This is a genomic window from Paraburkholderia sp. GAS334 (assembly GCF_050436625.1).
Taxonomy (GTDB): Bacteria; Pseudomonadota; Gammaproteobacteria; order Burkholderiales; family Burkholderiaceae; genus Paraburkholderia.
Window position 1 is genome coordinate 1 of the sequence record NZ_JBNDMO010000035.1, and the last position, 15,209, is coordinate 15,209.

Below are 15,209 nucleotides of genomic sequence, written 5' to 3' on the forward strand. Positions count from 1 at the left end.
ATCCATACCATCGGCACAAGCCAGCACGATGCGCGCCCGCAATGCCAGGGCCTGTGCCGTCTTGCGTCGCATCGTCAGCGCTTGCAGTTGTTCGCGTTCCGATTCGCTCAGCACGAGTTCTCCTTTGGGCCGTCCGCTCATCGTTACCTCCCGTATCAAGTGCCACACAAGACACTTTATTACGGGATTGACATCTTTCAATGAATTTCTAACTCATGACACTAGCCTTGCTTTTCTAGAATACTCATTTTGGAGTTGTCCACGGAGACAAGTACACCGTTTGTAAGCGTGTGCAAGTACAACTGCACGAGACGATGCTCTAACAAATCATTCTCAAGCGTGGTTCCGTCCGCGCCGTAGGCGCAGGACAAATTGGCTATTCGGGAAACGACAATCCTCGGGACAACAGCTTCAATGAGATTCTCGGCGTCGAAGCCAACGATCAGTCGATGTACCCGAAGGGAATGATGTCAAACTGGTCTAGCCGTGGGGAAGCGCTGACACGCGAAGGCGCCACCTTGAACGGCTGCAGTAGAAGAAATACAGACGTACCGCCCCTCACAGCTTTTTGTTGACTCGAGCTCCAGCCGTACGGGCGCGCCGTCGATGGACTGCTTACCCGGACTGAACTTTTCGCTGCCAGAAATCATTCTCGACTTCGTTGACGTCGTCCCCGCTCTTACCGCTTGCCTCGTCGATCCATCGCCGGGCCCATTCGAGTGCGTACTGCTGTGCCGCCTCGCCGTTCTTGAAGCTCGGGCCAATCAGCCCGGAACGAGCGACCCGCCGTGCATCCCGTACGATCTCGGCCCATCCGCGAAACCGGGCGTTAGCGACGGGATCGGCGGCAAGGTAGATGACGTAGCCGCGCGGGTCGAATTCGCGTTTACCATTCGACGCAAGGCCCATCCAGGGCGAGACAGTCCGATCGATGGACGGCGGGCGTTCGACCGGAGCGTGGGATTGGATGCGCTCAGGCACGGTACGCGAAGAATTTGGGAACTGCAGTGCGATCTGGGTGAACGTATCCACTGCTTGACGGGGCTGCCGTGTGCCATGCGGTGTCTGCCACGACGCCTGGTCTTTCCAGAATACCTGGCGAAGCCCTCCGTCCTTGGGCTGACGATCAACGGCGCGTGGCGTGACATGGCGGAGTTCAAGCAGGCCGTCCGGGCCGCAACGAAACTTCCGTCCGGCGGCCGAGAGGATTCTGTGCATTTCCGCAAGGGCGCCGGTCGACCGCCATTTTTCGAAGCGGAGCCGGCACGTCGGTACCGACGGAAAGGCGCTCGGCAACCGGGACCACGGTTCACCGCTGGTGAGTATCCACAGCACGGCATTTGCCACGACGCGAACCTGCGCGCGGGGCCGGCCGCGTTGCCCATGACCGATGGCAGCATCCGACAGGACGGGCGCCAGCTGTAGCCATTCTTCGTCACTGATTTCATTGAAATGCATCCTGCCCTCCACATACCCATTGCATTGCGCGGGACCTGGTGTCTCCGGTTGCGCTACGCGCTGCTCATCGCCCACGTTGATAGGGACGACAGGGCAAGCAGATCCTCGACGCAATCCGATAGCTCGCAGAGGTCCTGAAACCAATCACTCTTGGCGTCGTACAGATGTTGCCGTCTGAGATCGCGCAGCGCGTTGCCGAGGCGTCGGAGGGCCTCGGGATCGCTGTTCGTCAACGGCCAGCCTCTTAACAGATGCGTCAGCGGCACGACGCTTCTGCTTTCGCACCACAGATCGAAAAGGTGCAAGCACATATCATTGACATGCTCGATAGAATTTTCTCGCTCAGACAGGTAGGGGATCATGACAACACCCAGATAAGGGACGATTGATGTGCGCATTCATCGTATGCGACCAGTTAAGTGTTCCTGGTAAATCTGTTTGGATTTGGCTAACCAGGCAGCCTCTTGAAGTCGAGGAAATCACATTGCGACAGCTTCCGATCAATCACAGGCACCGGGATGCACGCACGCGTGCAGCGGGCCTGTTGCAGCTTGGGCGGAAGATCAAGCCGAAGGTCATCGCAGAGCAGCTCGGCGTCAGTGACCAGTCGGTCTACACCATGGGCTCATAGGCTCACGCATGGCACGACGACGGCGTATGCACCTTCATGGGCGGCCGTAACGGCGGCCGGCCACGAGCCCTTTCTGAAGCGATGGTCGCCACGGTGTTGGAAATAGCCCGTGCCGAACCGTTGACCCTTTGCCACATTGCGCAACGCGTGCAAGAGGTTCGTGGCGAGGCGCTGCCGTGCCGCATCGAAACGCTCGGGGAGGCACTTAAACGCGAAGGCACCTCGTTCAAGCGCAACCGCTACGCCCTGAAAGAAAGCGTGACGAAGAGGCATTCGAAGCAGGCCGCGCTCGACAAACTTCAGGTCGCCGCACGCGACGGGCAATGCCCCCTGTTCTACCTGGAGGAAGCGGGCATTTGCGCGCATCACCGGTTCAGCGCGGCTGGTCGCCACGCGGCTTGCCCGATGCCATTGAACCCAACGGCCACTGCAGGCGCTCCATCATTGGCGCGCTCGACTTCGGCAAGAATGCGCTGATCCATGCCTCGCACACGCGCACTGTCAAGGGACGCCGTGTCGTCGAGTTCATCGAAGCGCGGCTCCTGAAGGACGACGGCAAACTCACCGTGATTGTGCTCGATAACGCGAGCATCGATCACAGCATCATCCGGGTTACGCTGGGTCACTGGTTCATTGAACACAAAACGCTCCTCTTCTATCTACCGCCATACAGTCCCGAGCTCAATCTGAGTGAGAACGTTTGGAAACATTTCAAGTACCATTGGCTACGCTTCGTCACATGGACAAAAGAAACCATCGACGCTGAACTCGCCGAACTGTTGAACGGCTACGGCTCGAAACGCCAGGTCAATTTTTCGTGAACACTTATTCCGATACCAGAGGAAAGAAAAAGCCTTTCAGGTTCACATGCTATTGACTAGGTTCGGGACGAGCAAATCACTTTTTTTGCGAGTTCGCTTGACTTTTGTTTAGGGTCTGTTGACATTCAAGGCTAGCCAGACGGCGGTAGCAGCCAGAGCGACAAACGATGAGAAGCGCTGTGCGAGCTTGCCGTAGCGAGTGGCGATGCGTCGAAATTGCTTGATGCGGCAGAAGAAGTGTTCGATGAGATTTCGGGAGCGATACAGATGTTTGTCCAGCGAACGCAGTTTCTCGACACCGAATGGGAGTCCACTTCAACTCCAGCCGCACAGGCGTGCGTCTGATCGGACCGAAGCCGGAGCGTCGCCCGCCGCTAACTCTCCGGCAACCTCAACGGCACGACGGTCCGCTCATTATTGGCCTCCACGAGCCGGATCATTTGCAACATGAAGAAATCGCGCTCTACAGATGACAGATGTTCGATCGTTCTATCGTGCGCGCGCTGCACAGCCGGCGCCATTTTTGCCACGAGCCGCTTGCCCTGGGCAGAGAGCCGTACGAGCCTAAGGCGTTTGTCGTGCGCGGCCTGCTTTCGGTTGACGAGGCCGCGCGCATGCAACCTCGGAATCACTTCGGCGACGCTCGAACGTTCAAGGCCGATCTCGACGGCCAGTGTGTTCTGGTCAATTTCGCCTAGCGCTTCAAGCGTGGTCAGCAAGCTGTATTGCACGGGCGTTATGTTGAACTCGCTAGTCTCCTCAGCGAACAACGCCCCGTGAATCTGATGCAGGCGCCGGATCAGAAAACCAGGCCGCCCAAACAACGGGGATCTTGCCTGCAGCCGCTCAAGCTCAGCACGGGTTGTTTCGAGGTCCAGTTCCGGAATGATCAAGGTCGACATGGTGTGGGCTCTGGCGTGACTGGTGAACTGACGTAGACGCGCGAACCGCGCGCTCAATGGCAGCATTCTATGCGAACGACGCGCCCCGTTTCAAATCTGTGGCACACCACACAATTCACCAAAAAATAGCACCGGGCTAGAACCCGGTGCAAACCCGCCTCAGAGTCGTCATTTTGGTGCGAAGTCGCTCGGAAAAATCCGTGGTATGGCACACATCTGCTGGCCATATTGACGTTTTCACCTTGATGCAAAAGGGTTTTCCAAATAATTGAAGCGGTGACTTCAAACCGGCACACTATTTGCGGTACACCACGCATCTCGTCCCGGAAACGCACACAGAACATGTCCCAGCTTCTACTTCAAGGTGGCCGCGTGGTCGATCCGTCCGCCGGCATCGACGCCACGCTCGACGTCCTCGTCGACGGCAAGTCGATCGCCGCGATCGGCGCCGGACTCGTCGCCCAGGCACCTTCGGCCGAGGTGATCGATTGCCGCGGTCGGCTGGTCTTGCCCGGTCTGATCGATACGCACGGTCACGTTTATCAATACGTGACCGGCCGCTTTGGCCTGAATGCCGATCAATGCGGTGTGCAGTCCGGCGTGACTACCATCGTCGATCAAGGCGGAGCGAGTTGCATCACGATTCCGGGCTTTCGCAACTTCGTCGCCGAGCGAGCCGCGACCCGCGTGTTCGCCTTTATTTCGGCTTATCTCGTCGGCGGCCTTGAAGGTCATTACTATCCCGACCTGTACCGTCCCGATTGTCTCGATGCGGCAGCGACCGTCAAGTCGGCGCTCGCCAACGCCGATCTGGTCAAGGGTATCAAGGCGCATGCCGAGATCGGCGGCTTCGCGCGCTGGGGACTCGACGTGATGAAGATCGCATCGAAAATTGGCCGTGACACTGCCTTGCCAGTCTACGTTCACTTTGGGCAGCTCTGGCCCAAACCAGAACGTGGTGGCATGCCGGTGAACCCCGACTCGATTTTCAACCAGGTCGTCGAGACCCTGAAGCCAGGCGACATCCTTGCTCATCCGTTCAGCCGTCATCCAGGCGGGTTTGTCGAAGAGAACGGCCAGTTGCATCCGCTCGTTCATGAAGCGGTCGCACGCGGCCTCAAGATTGACGTCGGTCACGGCTCGCACTTCAGCTTCAAGACCGCTCGTGTCGTGCTCGACAGCGGCGTGATTCCCGACACGCTGGGTGCAGACATGCATGGATACAACACGCATGTGCCCTCGCCTGCGGGCACACCTGACAGCCATCCCGACGAAGAGCACTCATTCCTTGGCCGCACCCAGTTTAGCCTCGTCAGCGCGATGACCAGCATGCTGGCGCTCGCTATTCCTCTCGAACATGTCGTTGCAATGACAACCAGCAATGCGGCGAAGATGATCGGCATGGAAGGCGTTCTGGGCACGCTCAAGGTGGGCGGCGTCGCCGACATCAGCGTGCTGGACGACCGCCGTGGCCGTTGGGTACTCGAAGACAACGAAGGCACCCAGGTGATCACCGACCGCATGCTTGCCCCGCTCTTCTGTGTCCGCGACGGCGTCCGTTACGACGCCAACGCGTCGCAGTTGCCGCTTGCGCGAGCCGCGTAAAGCTGACCCGGCTCTCTTCACGAGGCAAACGATGAAACGCGCAGTCACAGTCAAGTCGCCGGACCGGCCGCAGGGCATCGGCGCGTCGCTGCCGCGCAAGGAAGACGACCGCTTCCTGCATGGCCGCGGCGAATACGTCGGCAATATCCGGATGGTCGGCATGGTCGACGTCGCGTTCGTGCGGAGTCCGATCGCACATGGCCAGATCGTTGGAATAGAGAAGCCGGCCGGTCTGGAAAAATCGGTCTACACGCTGATTGATCTCGACAATGTGAAACCGATTGTAGCGAATTCGGGGCTGCCGGGTTTCAAGCCGTCCGAACAGCCCGTACTCGCCAGCGGCAAAGTGCGGCAGGTGGGCGAAACCATTGCGATGTGCGTTGCCGCGACGCGCGCTGCCGCGGAAGATATCGCAGCGCAGGTGTTCGTGGACTTCGAAGAACTGCCCGCTGTCGTCGACATGCTCGACGCTCGCCGCGAAGACTCCGCACTCGTGCACGAGCATTGGGGGGACAACGTCTTCCTCGAAGCCTTTGTCGATGCGAAGCCCGACGTCGACCTCGACGCGATCCGCCGCGATGCGCCGATCAAGGTCCACCGCAAGCTACGCACCTCGCGCCAAAGCATGGCGCCGATGGAAGGTCGCGGTGTCGTCGCGCACTGGGATAGACGCCTCTCTCAACTGATCATCCACACGTCGGCGCAGATGCCGCACATCACCCGCACGGGCCTCGCGCATTGCCTCGGTCTCGATGAAGGCCAGGTCCGCGTGATCGCGCCCGATGTCGGCGGGGGTTTCGGCTACAAGGGCATCCTGTTGCCGGAAGAAGTCTGCTGTGGCTGGCTTGCGATGCATCTGGAGAAACCGGTCCGCTGGATCGAAGATCGCCGCGAACAATTGACAGCCAACGCCAACTGCCGCGAGCACGACTACGACATCACCGCGTATGCCGACCTCGACGGGCGGCTTATTGCCGTCGAGTGCGAGGCGAGCGTCGACTCAGGCGCTTACTCGTCGTATCCGTTCTCCGCCTGCCTCGAGGCCGCGCAGGTGGGCAGCATTCTGCCCGGCCCATACAAGATGGACCGCTATCGCTGCCGCACCTGGTCAGTCGCGACGAACAAGCCGCCCATCCTGCCGTACCGTGGCGTGGCCCGTACCGGCGTGTGCTACGCGATCGAATCGGTCATGGATGCGATCGCCGTGGAAGCCGGCATCGAACCCTACGAAGTGCGCCTGCGCAATCTCGTCGAACCGCACGAAATGCCGTACGACAACATCACTAACAAGCACTTCGACAGCGGCGACTATCCGGAGGCCGTACGGCGCGCCATCGCCGCCATCGATCTTCCCACAATACGCGCGCGTCAACGGCGCGGCGAACCCGATGGTCGCAGGATCGGTTTCGGTCTCGCGATCTTCTGCGAGCAAGGCGCACACGGCACCTCGGTCTATCATGGCTGGGGCATTCCGATGGTGCCGGGCTACGAGCCGGCCGTCATTCGCCTCACCCCCGACGGGATTCTCGAAGTGCGGGCCGGCGTGCATTCACACGGTCAGAGCATGGAGACGACGCTCGCGCAGATCGCGCACGAGGTGCTCGGCATCGACACGGAACGCGTACGCATCGTACTTGGCGACACCGGTGTGACGCCTTACTCGACCGGTACATGGGGCTCGCGCTCGATCGTGATGGCTGGCGGCGCACTAGGGCAAGCCTCGAAGGAGCTCAGACAGCGGATGATGAAAATCGGCGCATGGCTGCTGAGGGAATCGCTCGACGCCGTGCGTTGGGAACGCGGCGCAGTCGTCGGTGCGGAAGGTCGCCGCACCATCGCCGACATTGCGCGGACGTGGTATCTCGCGCCACAACTGCTGCCGCCCGACGTCGATCCGCGCGGCCTGGAAGTGTCGACGTCGTATCAGGCGAAACGCGATACCGGCACGTTCAGCTACGCGTGTCATGCGGTCGTCGTGGCCGTTGACACGCAACTCGGCAAGACCGAGATTCTCGATTACGTGATCGTCGAGGACGGCGGCGTGCTGATCAATCCGATGGTCGTCGATGGGCAGGTATTCGGCGGTGCGGCGCAGGGAATCGGCACGGCCCTTTATGAAGCGATGCCGTACAGTGAAGACGGCCAGCCGCTTGCATCTACCCTCGCCGACTACCTGCTGCCCGGCGCCACGGAAGTCCCCGCTATCCGTATCGAACACATGGAAACGCCCGCTCCGTACACCGAATTCGGGCAGAAAGGCATCGGCGAAAGCGGCGCGATCGGCTCACCGGCCGCGATCGCGAATGCCGTCAACGATGCACTGCGGCCGCTCGGCGTTCAGGTCGACCAGTTGCCGATCTCGCCGCGTGTCATTGTCGAAGCTATGCGATTGGCAACGCCGGCCCGCGCCGCCAAGGGGATGCCAGCATGAAAGCCGCGATGTACGACTATGCAAAGCCCGTCACCGGAGATAGCGCGATCGCGCTGGTTGGCGCTAGCGATGGAATGGCGAAGTTCGTGTCCGGCGGCCAGTCGCTTGGCCCAATGATGAATCTGCGTCTCACGCAACCCGAGACGCTGGTCGATCTGCGCGGTATCACGGCGTTGCACGAATGCGGCAGCGAAGGCAACCGGACGCGGATCGGCGCATGCGTGACGCACGCGGAGATCGAAGATCTCAAGATTGACGACGGCACTCAGGGATTGATGCCCTACGTGGCGCGCGGCATCGCGTATCGCGCTGTGCGCAATCGCGGCACGCTCGGCGGCAGTCTCGCTCATGCCGATCCGGCTGCCGACTGGATTAACACGATGTATGCCCTCGACGCGGAATTTCTCGTCGCGGGCCCGCATGGGACCCGCTCGTTGACGGCAGCCGGCTGGATGAGCGGCGCGTTCACGACCGCGCTGGAGGCCGACGAGATTCTCACCGGCGTGCGCTTTCGGCGCCTGTCGCCTGCCGCGCGCTGGAGCTACTACAAGTTCAATCGTAAGCCCGGCGAGTTCGCGGAAGCGATTGCGGTCTTCATCGACGATGCGCCGGCCGGCGTTTGCCGCGCCGTGATCGGCGCAATCGACGGGCCGCCGCATGTGATCGAGAACGCGCGCGCGTTGCTCGACAACCCCAATGCAGCGCTGCTCGATCCGCATCTCGACGCAGCGGGTCTCGAAACCGGGAGCTACGAATACCAGGTGCATCGCGTGGCGCTTGAACGGGCTGCGGCAATAGTCCGCGAAAACAGGAAGCAGCAGTGACCGATATTGTCACTCAACGGATCGAACTCCGGATCAATTGCGAGCAGGTGTTGGCCGCCGTCGAACCGCGCACGAGTCTCGCGGATTTCCTGCGTGAGCATCAGATGCTGTGCGGCACGAACCTCGGTTGCGAACAGGGCGTGTGTGGCGCGTGCACGCTGATGGTCGACGGCATGCCGACTCGCTCCTGCATCACATCGGCGGTCTCGTGCTCGGGTTCCGACGTGCAGAGCATAGAAGGCTTCGACGGCGACGACGTGATGAACGAACTGCGCAACGCCTTCACGGCAGAGCACGCGTTGCAATGCGGCTACTGCACGCCGGGAATGTTGATGACGGCGCGCGATATCGTCACCCGACTGCCCGACGCAGACGACGACCGCGTGCGCCTCGAACTGTCGGGCAACCTTTGCCGGTGCACCGGCTATGTTGGTATCGTGCGAGCGATCCGGCGCGTACTGGATGCGTACCGGGCGAGTCAGAGTGCACCACTCGCCGCGACTGCCGCAACCTGATCCCCCAGCCTCAAGAGACCGGACCACGAATGGAAATTGAGCAAAACTTTACTGTGCCCTACCCACGCGATGTCGTATGGGCCTGTTTTCGCGATACGCCCGGGATCGTAGCGTGTCTGCCCGGCGCGTCGCTGACCGCGCCACCAGACGACGGCCGGCTGAAGCTTGCCATGACCGTCAAACTCGGGCCAATCGTGGCAAGCTTTACCGGCGACGGCGAAATGAAGCTGGACGACACAGCCTGGCGTGGCAGTGTTATCGGCGGCGGCGTGGATCGCAAGAGCGCATCGCGCGTGAAGGGGGAAGCGTCGTTCTCACTCGACGACCCGACGCCTTGCGAGACGCGCGTCGACGTGAAGGTGGACTACGCGATCGCCGGTAGCCTTGCGCAGTTCTCGCGTGGCGGCATCGTGAAGGAACTCGCCACACGGATGACCGAAGCCTTCGCTGCGAACCTCAAGGCCCGGCTGGATCTCTCGGCTTCGCAAGTCGCAGTTACGACTACTGCGCCTGTTGCCGAGCCGGAACTGGCAACCGTTTCGCCCCCCAACCTGGTGACGACGCCCGCCACAACAGTTCCACCCGTTGTGCAGCTTACGGACGTCGCACCAACCCATACGGCCAACCCGGCTGCGAAGCCGCCGGCTAATGCCCCGCTCAACCTCGGCAACATGTTCTGGAAAATCCTGTGGTCGCGTGTTTGCGGACTGTTCGGCGTCGGAGCCCGCAGATGACATCCCCAGTCCAGAATGCCGCGCTTCAGCGCCTGCAAGCGGTTCGTCCTCAATGGCGCGCTGTGCGCTTCGCACGCAATGCCGTTGGGCTGCCCGAGTTCACGCTGCTGCATGCAGGCCCTCCGTATGAAGACCCATGCAGGCCACCCCCGCCGGTGCTGTCGTCGGCGGTGTTGTGCTGTCTGTATGAAGGCTGGGCGGCAAGCGAGCAGGATGCCGAACGCCTGATCGCCACCGGCCGCGTGAAACTTGTAAGCGCCCAGTCCTATGGCGTGGTTACGCCTCTCGCAGCCGTGATTTCGGGCAGCACGGCGCTTGTCGAAGCCGGCGATCCGACTGGCGCCGCCTGGTCGCTGCTGGGCAGCGGCGCGGGGCCGCAACTGCGCTTCGGCTCACGCGACCCCGCGATTCTCGACCGCGTGAAATGGCGCGACTCGATTCTCGCGCCGGCACTCGACACAGCGCTGCGCGGCGAACCCGTCGATCTCCTCTCGCTCGCCCGCCACGGCCTCGACAACGGCGACGATCTGCACGCCCGCACGACCGCCGCAAGCGCAGCGCTCTACGACGTATTGTCAGCACGGCTCACCGATTCGTCTATCCATGCGATGTTGCAGCAGACGCCGCTGTTCTTCCTCACGCTGTGGATGGCCGCGTGTCGCCTGATGACGTCGGCTGCCGCGCGGAATGCGGATCCGGCATCGACGCTCGTCGTGTCGCTCGCGGGAAACGGCATCGACGTCGGCATTCAGCTGGCGGGCCGCCCGTCGCACTGGCACACCGCCGCTGCAGCTGCGCCGGCAGGGCCGGCCATCAATCCAGCGCTCAAGCTCGCTGCCGCTCCGTTGACCGGAGACAGCGGCGTAATCGATGTAGCCGGTTTCGGAGCGCAGGCGCTCGCGCTCGCGCCTGAACCGGCGAGCGCCTTCGCCGCGTGGCTGCCGCCCGAATGGCAACGCGAGCAAGCCCAACTGTACGCGGGTACCCACCCGCATTTCACAGACCTCCATTGCGGCCTCGATGCTGCCCGCGTCACCCTGCACGGCGTCGCGCCGCTTGCGGCGATCGCGATGATCGGCGCCGATGGCCGCGCCGGTCTGCTGGGCCGCGGTCTCTTCGCCGCGCCGGCAAGTCTGTTTGCGTCAGCTGTTCAATCTCTCGAAACGTGATGCATATCAATGAACCCGCCACCCTCGCCGCCGTCGAAACAGCTTTCGACGCCTACGAAACCGCGCTGACAACGAACGATGTCGCAACGCTCGACGCCCTGTTCTGGAACAGTCCGCATACGCTGCGCTACGGCGCGACCGAAAACCTGCAAGGCTACGACGCGATTCGTGAGTTCCGCGCACAACGCCCCGGCAAGGGCTTGATGCGCACGATCGTGAGCCGATCCATCACTGTCTTCGGCGATGGCTTCGCGACCGCCAGCATCGTCTTCTCTCGAGATGGCGAGCCGCGCCTCGGCCGTCAGTCGCAGAGCTGGGTCCGGATCGACGGGGCCTGGCGCGTGGTTGCAGCACACGTGAGCTGGATGGACGCATGACGCACACCGGCCTTCTACAACCGGGACTGAACGGCGCATTCGTGGCGGACGGATTCGGGGAGATGCCGTCTTCGATTGCTGCAAAAGGTCGCGCGCTGGCGCGCAAACGGCTCGCTGTCAAAGACGTCTTCGATATCGCGGGATTACGCGCCGGCGCGGGCAACCTCGCGTGGCTCGACCAGCAGAAGTCGGCCACGCGGACTGCGCTCGCCGTTCGAATGATGCTCGAAGAAGGCGCGTCATGGATAGGCAAGACCGTCACCGACGAACTCACCTTCAGTCTCGCCGGCATCAACGCGCACTATGGCACCCCGGTGAACCCTGCCGCTGAGGACCGGATTCCTGGCGGCTCGTCATCCGGATCGGCCGTCGCGGTCGCCGCCGGCCTCGCCGACATCGGCCTCGGCACCGATTGCGGCGGCTCGATTCGACTGCCCGCCAGTTACTGCGGTATTTGGGGCATCCGGCCGACACACGGACGCATTGCGGACGACGGCTGCCTGACGCTCGCGCATAGCTTCGATACGGTCGGATGGTTCGCGCGCGATGCCGCGACGCTGGCGAGAGTGCTCGAGGTGCTGGCGCATACCGTCGTCAACGAAGAAGCCGGCGACGTGCAGCTCCATGCGCCACAAGGACTGGTTGCCGTGTCGAACCCGGTAGTGCACACGGCATTCGGCGTCGCCATGCGCAAGCTCGGCGTAGTTGAACAGCCAGCGTCGGACGATATGGCTTTGAGCGACTGGGCGCAAGCGTTCCGCGTTTTGCAGGGCGCCGAGATCGCACAGCGGCACGGCGCGTGGGCAGGCGAAAACCTCGATAGTTTCGGCGCGGATGTGCGTTCGCGATTCGAAACCTGTCTGACGATCGATTCCGCGCAAGTTCAACGCGCGCAATCCACCCGTGTTGCTGCCAGTCGAGCGATGGCTCGCGCGTTCAGCATGCCCGGCACCTACTGGCTGATACCGACGCTGCCCTGGATCGCACCGCACACCGATGCATCGAACTCGGAAGTCGACAGCATCCGGACACGCGCGCAGCAGATGCTGTGCATTGCCGGACTCGCGGGCCTGCCGCAGGTCAATCTGCCGTGGACCACGTTCGATGGCGCGCCGCTCGGCCTGTCGGTCATCGGACCGCGAGGCGATGACGAAGGCGTGCTTGCTGTCGCACGCGCGATTCACGCCTCGCTATGAAAGCGGCAATGTCAGTCGTCGTCGGTTTTCTTCGCGACGCCACCGACCGGTGTTCGGCTCAGATCGTTATTGGTCTCGACGAGCAACGTCAGATAGGTCATGAAGCGCTTGCGATCCTCGGGCGGCAGCGCGGCGAGCGTCCGCTCGTGAGCCCGCGCGACACCTGTCTCGAGCCGCGCCAGCAACGCCCGTCCGATCTCCGTCAGCTCCGCCACCTTCTTGCGTTTATCCGTCTTCGACACGCGCCGCTGAATGAACCGCCGCTCGACCAGCCGCCCGATCACGTCGGCGGTATTCGCGCGATCGAGACCGACAGCGCGCGACAACGCAATCTGTTCGGAAGGCCCTATCTGCTCCAGCGCGGTGAGAATGCTGTATTGCACTGGCGTAATACCTTCCGGCGCGCACTCTTCGACGAATAGCGCGACATGGATCTGATGCAGCCGGCGGATCAGGAAGCCTGGACGCGCATCCAGCGCGGTATGACGCCAGTCCTTGGGCGCGCTGTCGCTCGCGCCTGCCCTGCCGGGTTTCACTCTATTCGGACTAGCCACCATGAGTTGCCTTAAGTTACTTTAAGTTGCTTGCGGATAAGTTTCTGACGCATTGCTCCACACCGTAACCTCGACCGGCGTGGGCCGGAAGCCCGACGACGGATTGTTCTGCTGCGGGCAGTTCGACAGCACAGCGATGACGGGCATCTCTGCACGCAACACCACGTAATCGCCAGCCTTCGACGGGCTTGGCGCAATCTCGACCTCGCCTTGCTGGCCGAAGGTCACGCGCATAAAGAAGTTGATGTTCGAGACAATCTCGGATGGTGCCAGCGACCACTTCACCAGTTCCTGCACGAAGTTGCTGCGGCAGCTCAGCTTGTTGTGCACGCCATAGCGAAGGAAGTCCATCTCATGGCTGCAACACCCCGCGAGGGTGTCGTGAAAGCCGCACGTGTCTTCGAGCACCGAAAACATCTTGCGCGCGCGATCGGAATAGATCGTGGTGCCCTTGGTCACGTACAACGAGCGGTTCAATTTCACCGTGTTCGGCACGTTGAGCCGGTCGAGCGGCAATTCGCCGGAGTAGCAAAGAAAGTCGACCGCCTGCTGTCCATCCAGATCGACGATACGCAAGTAGTCGCCCGTTTCCAGCCGTTTCGACCAGCGTCCGCCAGGCTCGATGACTTCGCGATAAGCCGGTTCTTGCAACATGAGATCGCCGCCCTCTTTCATTTCGTCAAGCCTCCCTATTCCCTACCCAATCCGTCAACCGAAAATCGATTCATCAGTATGCATCCTATCAGCAAAAACGGAAGAACTCTTCCCTATTGGCAATGTGATTCGATGAGGAACAAACGATCCACTGCACGTCGGCGCATTGGCCTCGCCACCGATCCAAACGAGTGCACAACGCCCTTAAATCAACGGCCTAAGTGTTTACTTGGTGCGAAAACTGCCCTCTATCGAAGCACCTATCCGTCTGACACGACGCTCACATCGGCATCGCACTGTGTTCGTCGAACTGGCATGTGAATTGCATTGGATACGACACAACTTGTCAGTGTGCATACGAATTTTCGATTGCGCATGAACGAGACGGTCGTTCGGCCACCAAAGCGCACGCTTCGCGCGCCATCCGAGTCATTACAGCCAAGAGGGGTATACATGTCGTCTCTCACCATCCAAAGCGTCGTAACGGACAAGACTTTCCGCACCGGCTTCCGGCGGCTCGCGCTGTCGTCTCTGCGCTCACTGTTCGCTATTGCCGCCTTTGCGGGCGCTGCGCACATCGCAACCGCTGCCAGCATCGACGACATCAAATCGCGCGGCTATATCTCGGTCGCGACTGAAGACGATTTCAAGCCGTTCGAGTTCGTCGATAACGGTGCCCCCACCGGCTACGACAACGAGATGCTCGCGCTAGTGAAGAAGAAGCTTCCTGTACAGGTGAAACAGCAGATCATGCCGTGGTCGGGCATTCTGCCTGGCGTGACGACAGGCAAGTACGACATGGCCGTCACCGCGGTTCTCGTCACGCCGGAGCGCAAGGGCACCTTCGATTTCACCGCGCCGCTGGCGGAATCGACGACTTTTTTGCGACCAAGAAGGGATCGCCCATTAAATCCACCGACGACCTGATCGGCAAGGTAATCGGCGTGCAGACCGGCAGCGCAATGCTGGGCGACGTGAAAGCATTTGACGAACAACTGAAAAAAACCCACGGCGGCAGCGGCCTCAAGCAGATTGTCGAATATCAGTCGTATCCGGAGACCTATCAGGATCTCGCAGTCGGCCGGCTCGACGCCGTCGCCAACACGCAGATCAATCTCAACTCGCTGATCAAGACGCGTCCGGACACATTCGTAATCGGTCAAAAGATCGGCAATCCAGTGTATATCGCATGGGCGGTCAAGAAGGGCGACACGGCGGCGCTGCAGATGGTCAACAGCGTGCTCCTCGACCTGCGCAAGAGCGGTGAGATGTACCAGGTTCAGAAGAAGTGGTTCGGCGCCAGCTTCGAATCGATGCCGCAGTCCATCAACTGACCTC

The 15,209-nt window shown here is 61.4% G+C and carries 19 protein-coding genes and 1 pseudogene; 13 read left to right on the forward strand and 7 right to left on the reverse strand.

Annotated features, from left to right (window positions below):
• The 3 genes and pseudogenes from P3T21_RS33380 to P3T21_RS33390 all read right to left on the reverse strand — a co-directional run.
• A pseudogene (locus tag P3T21_RS33380) lies at positions 1 to 141 on the reverse strand (IS630 family transposase); the annotation flags it as partial.
• 474 nt (positions 142 to 615) lie between these two features.
• The gene (locus tag P3T21_RS33385; RefSeq protein WP_429260199.1) at positions 616 to 1,458 is read right to left on the reverse strand and encodes a transposase; all 843 of its coding nucleotides are present in this window, start codon (positions 1,456 to 1,458) and stop codon (positions 616 to 618) included.
• A 53-nt stretch (positions 1,459 to 1,511) separates the two neighbouring features.
• Positions 1,512 to 1,856, reverse strand: coding sequence for a hypothetical protein (locus P3T21_RS33390; protein ID WP_429260200.1), 345 nt, complete (start codon positions 1,854 to 1,856; stop codon positions 1,512 to 1,514).
• A gap of 86 nt (positions 1,857 to 1,942) precedes the next feature.
• Between P3T21_RS33390 and P3T21_RS33395 the strand changes: the two genes are divergently transcribed.
• The 3 genes from P3T21_RS33395 (at position 1,943) to P3T21_RS33405 (ending at position 2,910) form a co-directional block, all read left to right on the forward strand.
• Positions 1,943 to 2,089 (forward strand): hypothetical protein, encoded by a 147-nt coding sequence (locus P3T21_RS33395; protein WP_429260201.1) that lies wholly within the window; start codon positions 1,943 to 1,945, stop codon positions 2,087 to 2,089.
• An 81-nt stretch (positions 2,090 to 2,170) separates the two neighbouring features.
• Positions 2,171 to 2,566: a hypothetical protein gene (locus tag P3T21_RS33400; protein ID WP_429260202.1), complete on the forward strand. Its 396-nt coding sequence runs from the start codon at positions 2,171 to 2,173 to the stop codon at positions 2,564 to 2,566.
• A complete protein-coding gene (locus tag P3T21_RS33405; RefSeq protein ID WP_429260203.1) occupies positions 2,488 to 2,910 on the forward strand; it encodes a transposase in 423 nt (140 codons plus the stop codon). Before P3T21_RS33400 ends, P3T21_RS33405 begins: the two co-directional genes overlap by 79 nt.
• Before the next feature lie 108 nt (positions 2,911 to 3,018).
• Here the strand turns inward: P3T21_RS33405 and P3T21_RS33410 are convergent, their stop codons facing one another.
• Both P3T21_RS33410 and P3T21_RS33415 read right to left on the reverse strand, forming a co-directional pair.
• On the reverse strand, positions 3,019 to 3,198 hold the full coding sequence (locus P3T21_RS33410; RefSeq protein WP_429260239.1) for a transposase: 180 nt from the start codon (positions 3,196 to 3,198) through the stop codon (positions 3,019 to 3,021).
• 86 nt (positions 3,199 to 3,284) lie between these two features.
• Positions 3,285 to 3,812: a MarR family winged helix-turn-helix transcriptional regulator gene (locus P3T21_RS33415; RefSeq protein WP_429260204.1), complete on the reverse strand. Its 528-nt coding sequence runs from the start codon at positions 3,810 to 3,812 to the stop codon at positions 3,285 to 3,287.
• A 342-nt stretch (positions 3,813 to 4,154) separates the two neighbouring features.
• Between P3T21_RS33415 and P3T21_RS33420 the strand changes: the two genes are divergently transcribed.
• Genes P3T21_RS33420 through P3T21_RS33455 form a run of 8 tightly spaced genes read left to right on the forward strand, consistent with a single transcriptional unit; the run spans position 4,155 to position 12,663 of the window.
• The gene (locus P3T21_RS33420) at positions 4,155 to 5,417 is read left to right on the forward strand and encodes an amidohydrolase/deacetylase family metallohydrolase (RefSeq protein ID WP_429260205.1); all 1,263 of its coding nucleotides are present in this window, start codon (positions 4,155 to 4,157) and stop codon (positions 5,415 to 5,417) included.
• A 31-nt stretch (positions 5,418 to 5,448) separates the two neighbouring features.
• Positions 5,449 to 7,848, forward strand: a complete 2,400-nt coding sequence (locus P3T21_RS33425) for a xanthine dehydrogenase family protein molybdopterin-binding subunit (protein ID WP_429260206.1) — start codon at positions 5,449 to 5,451, stop codon at positions 7,846 to 7,848.
• A complete protein-coding gene (locus tag P3T21_RS33430) occupies positions 7,845 to 8,672 on the forward strand; it encodes an FAD binding domain-containing protein (RefSeq protein ID WP_429260207.1) in 828 nt (275 codons plus the stop codon). The genes P3T21_RS33425 and P3T21_RS33430 overlap by 4 nt, the downstream gene beginning before the upstream one ends.
• Complete coding sequence (locus tag P3T21_RS33435; RefSeq protein ID WP_429260208.1) at positions 8,669 to 9,187, forward strand: (2Fe-2S)-binding protein; 519 nt, start codon at positions 8,669 to 8,671, stop codon at positions 9,185 to 9,187. The genes P3T21_RS33430 and P3T21_RS33435 overlap by 4 nt, the downstream gene beginning before the upstream one ends.
• A 29-nt stretch (positions 9,188 to 9,216) precedes the next feature.
• Positions 9,217 to 9,921: an SRPBCC family protein gene (locus tag P3T21_RS33440; protein WP_429260209.1), complete on the forward strand. Its 705-nt coding sequence runs from the start codon at positions 9,217 to 9,219 to the stop codon at positions 9,919 to 9,921.
• Complete coding sequence (locus P3T21_RS33445) at positions 9,918 to 11,090, forward strand: DUF1116 domain-containing protein (protein WP_429260210.1); 1,173 nt, start codon at positions 9,918 to 9,920, stop codon at positions 11,088 to 11,090. Before P3T21_RS33440 ends, P3T21_RS33445 begins: the two co-directional genes overlap by 4 nt.
• Entirely contained in the window at positions 11,090 to 11,467 is a 378-nt protein-coding gene (gene hpxZ / locus P3T21_RS33450; protein ID WP_429260211.1) for an oxalurate catabolism protein HpxZ, read from the forward strand. The genes P3T21_RS33445 and hpxZ overlap by 1 nt, the downstream gene beginning before the upstream one ends.
• Entirely contained in the window at positions 11,464 to 12,663 is a 1,200-nt protein-coding gene (locus P3T21_RS33455; protein WP_429260212.1) for an amidase, read from the forward strand. Before hpxZ ends, P3T21_RS33455 begins: the two co-directional genes overlap by 4 nt.
• Before the next feature lie 11 nt (positions 12,664 to 12,674).
• On the opposite strand, the gene P3T21_RS33460 is transcribed toward P3T21_RS33455, so the two are convergent.
• Both P3T21_RS33460 and P3T21_RS33465 read right to left on the reverse strand, forming a co-directional pair.
• Positions 12,675 to 13,199, reverse strand: a complete 525-nt coding sequence (locus P3T21_RS33460; RefSeq protein WP_429260213.1) for a MarR family winged helix-turn-helix transcriptional regulator — start codon at positions 13,197 to 13,199, stop codon at positions 12,675 to 12,677.
• A gap of 39 nt (positions 13,200 to 13,238) precedes the next feature.
• Positions 13,239 to 13,871, reverse strand: coding sequence for a DUF1989 domain-containing protein (locus P3T21_RS33465; protein ID WP_429260214.1), 633 nt, complete (start codon positions 13,869 to 13,871; stop codon positions 13,239 to 13,241).
• Between the two features lie 375 nt (positions 13,872 to 14,246).
• Here P3T21_RS33465 and P3T21_RS33470 point away from each other — a divergent pair, with 375 nt between their 5' ends.
• Both P3T21_RS33470 and P3T21_RS33475 read left to right on the forward strand, forming a co-directional pair.
• On the forward strand, positions 14,247 to 14,798 hold the full coding sequence (locus tag P3T21_RS33470) for a transporter substrate-binding domain-containing protein (RefSeq protein WP_429260215.1): 552 nt from the start codon (positions 14,247 to 14,249) through the stop codon (positions 14,796 to 14,798).
• Positions 14,799 to 14,815: 17 nt separating this feature from the next.
• The gene (locus P3T21_RS33475) at positions 14,816 to 15,205 is read left to right on the forward strand and encodes a transporter substrate-binding domain-containing protein (RefSeq protein WP_429260216.1); all 390 of its coding nucleotides are present in this window, start codon (positions 14,816 to 14,818) and stop codon (positions 15,203 to 15,205) included.
• Positions 15,206 to 15,209 lie beyond the last annotated feature (4 nt).

Excerpts from the sequence above, each read along its gene's own strand:
- P3T21_RS33385 (WP_429260199.1), bottom strand. The coding sequence starts at position 1,458 with ATGCATTTCAATGAAATCAGTGACGAAGAATGGCTACAGCTGGCGCCC.
- P3T21_RS33390 (WP_429260200.1), bottom strand. The coding sequence starts at position 1,856 with ATGCGCACATCAATCGTCCCTTATCTGGGTGTTGTCATGATCCCCTAC.
- P3T21_RS33400 (WP_429260202.1), top strand. The coding sequence starts at position 2,171 with ATGGTCGCCACGGTGTTGGAAATAGCCCGTGCCGAACCGTTGACCCTT.
- P3T21_RS33415 (WP_429260204.1), bottom strand. The coding sequence starts at position 3,812 with ATGTCGACCTTGATCATTCCGGAACTGGACCTCGAAACAACCCGTGCT.
- P3T21_RS33420 (WP_429260205.1), top strand. The coding sequence starts at position 4,155 with ATGTCCCAGCTTCTACTTCAAGGTGGCCGCGTGGTCGATCCGTCCGCC.
- P3T21_RS33425 (WP_429260206.1), top strand. The coding sequence starts at position 5,449 with ATGAAACGCGCAGTCACAGTCAAGTCGCCGGACCGGCCGCAGGGCATC.
- P3T21_RS33430 (WP_429260207.1), top strand. The coding sequence starts at position 7,845 with ATGAAAGCCGCGATGTACGACTATGCAAAGCCCGTCACCGGAGATAGC.
- P3T21_RS33440 (WP_429260209.1), top strand. The coding sequence starts at position 9,217 with ATGGAAATTGAGCAAAACTTTACTGTGCCCTACCCACGCGATGTCGTA.
- P3T21_RS33445 (WP_429260210.1), top strand. The coding sequence starts at position 9,918 with ATGACATCCCCAGTCCAGAATGCCGCGCTTCAGCGCCTGCAAGCGGTT.
- hpxZ (WP_429260211.1), top strand. The coding sequence starts at position 11,090 with ATGCATATCAATGAACCCGCCACCCTCGCCGCCGTCGAAACAGCTTTC.
- P3T21_RS33455 (WP_429260212.1), top strand. The coding sequence starts at position 11,464 with ATGACGCACACCGGCCTTCTACAACCGGGACTGAACGGCGCATTCGTG.
- P3T21_RS33465 (WP_429260214.1), bottom strand. The coding sequence starts at position 13,871 with ATGTTGCAAGAACCGGCTTATCGCGAAGTCATCGAGCCTGGCGGACGC.
- P3T21_RS33470 (WP_429260215.1), top strand. The coding sequence starts at position 14,247 with ATGAACGAGACGGTCGTTCGGCCACCAAAGCGCACGCTTCGCGCGCCA.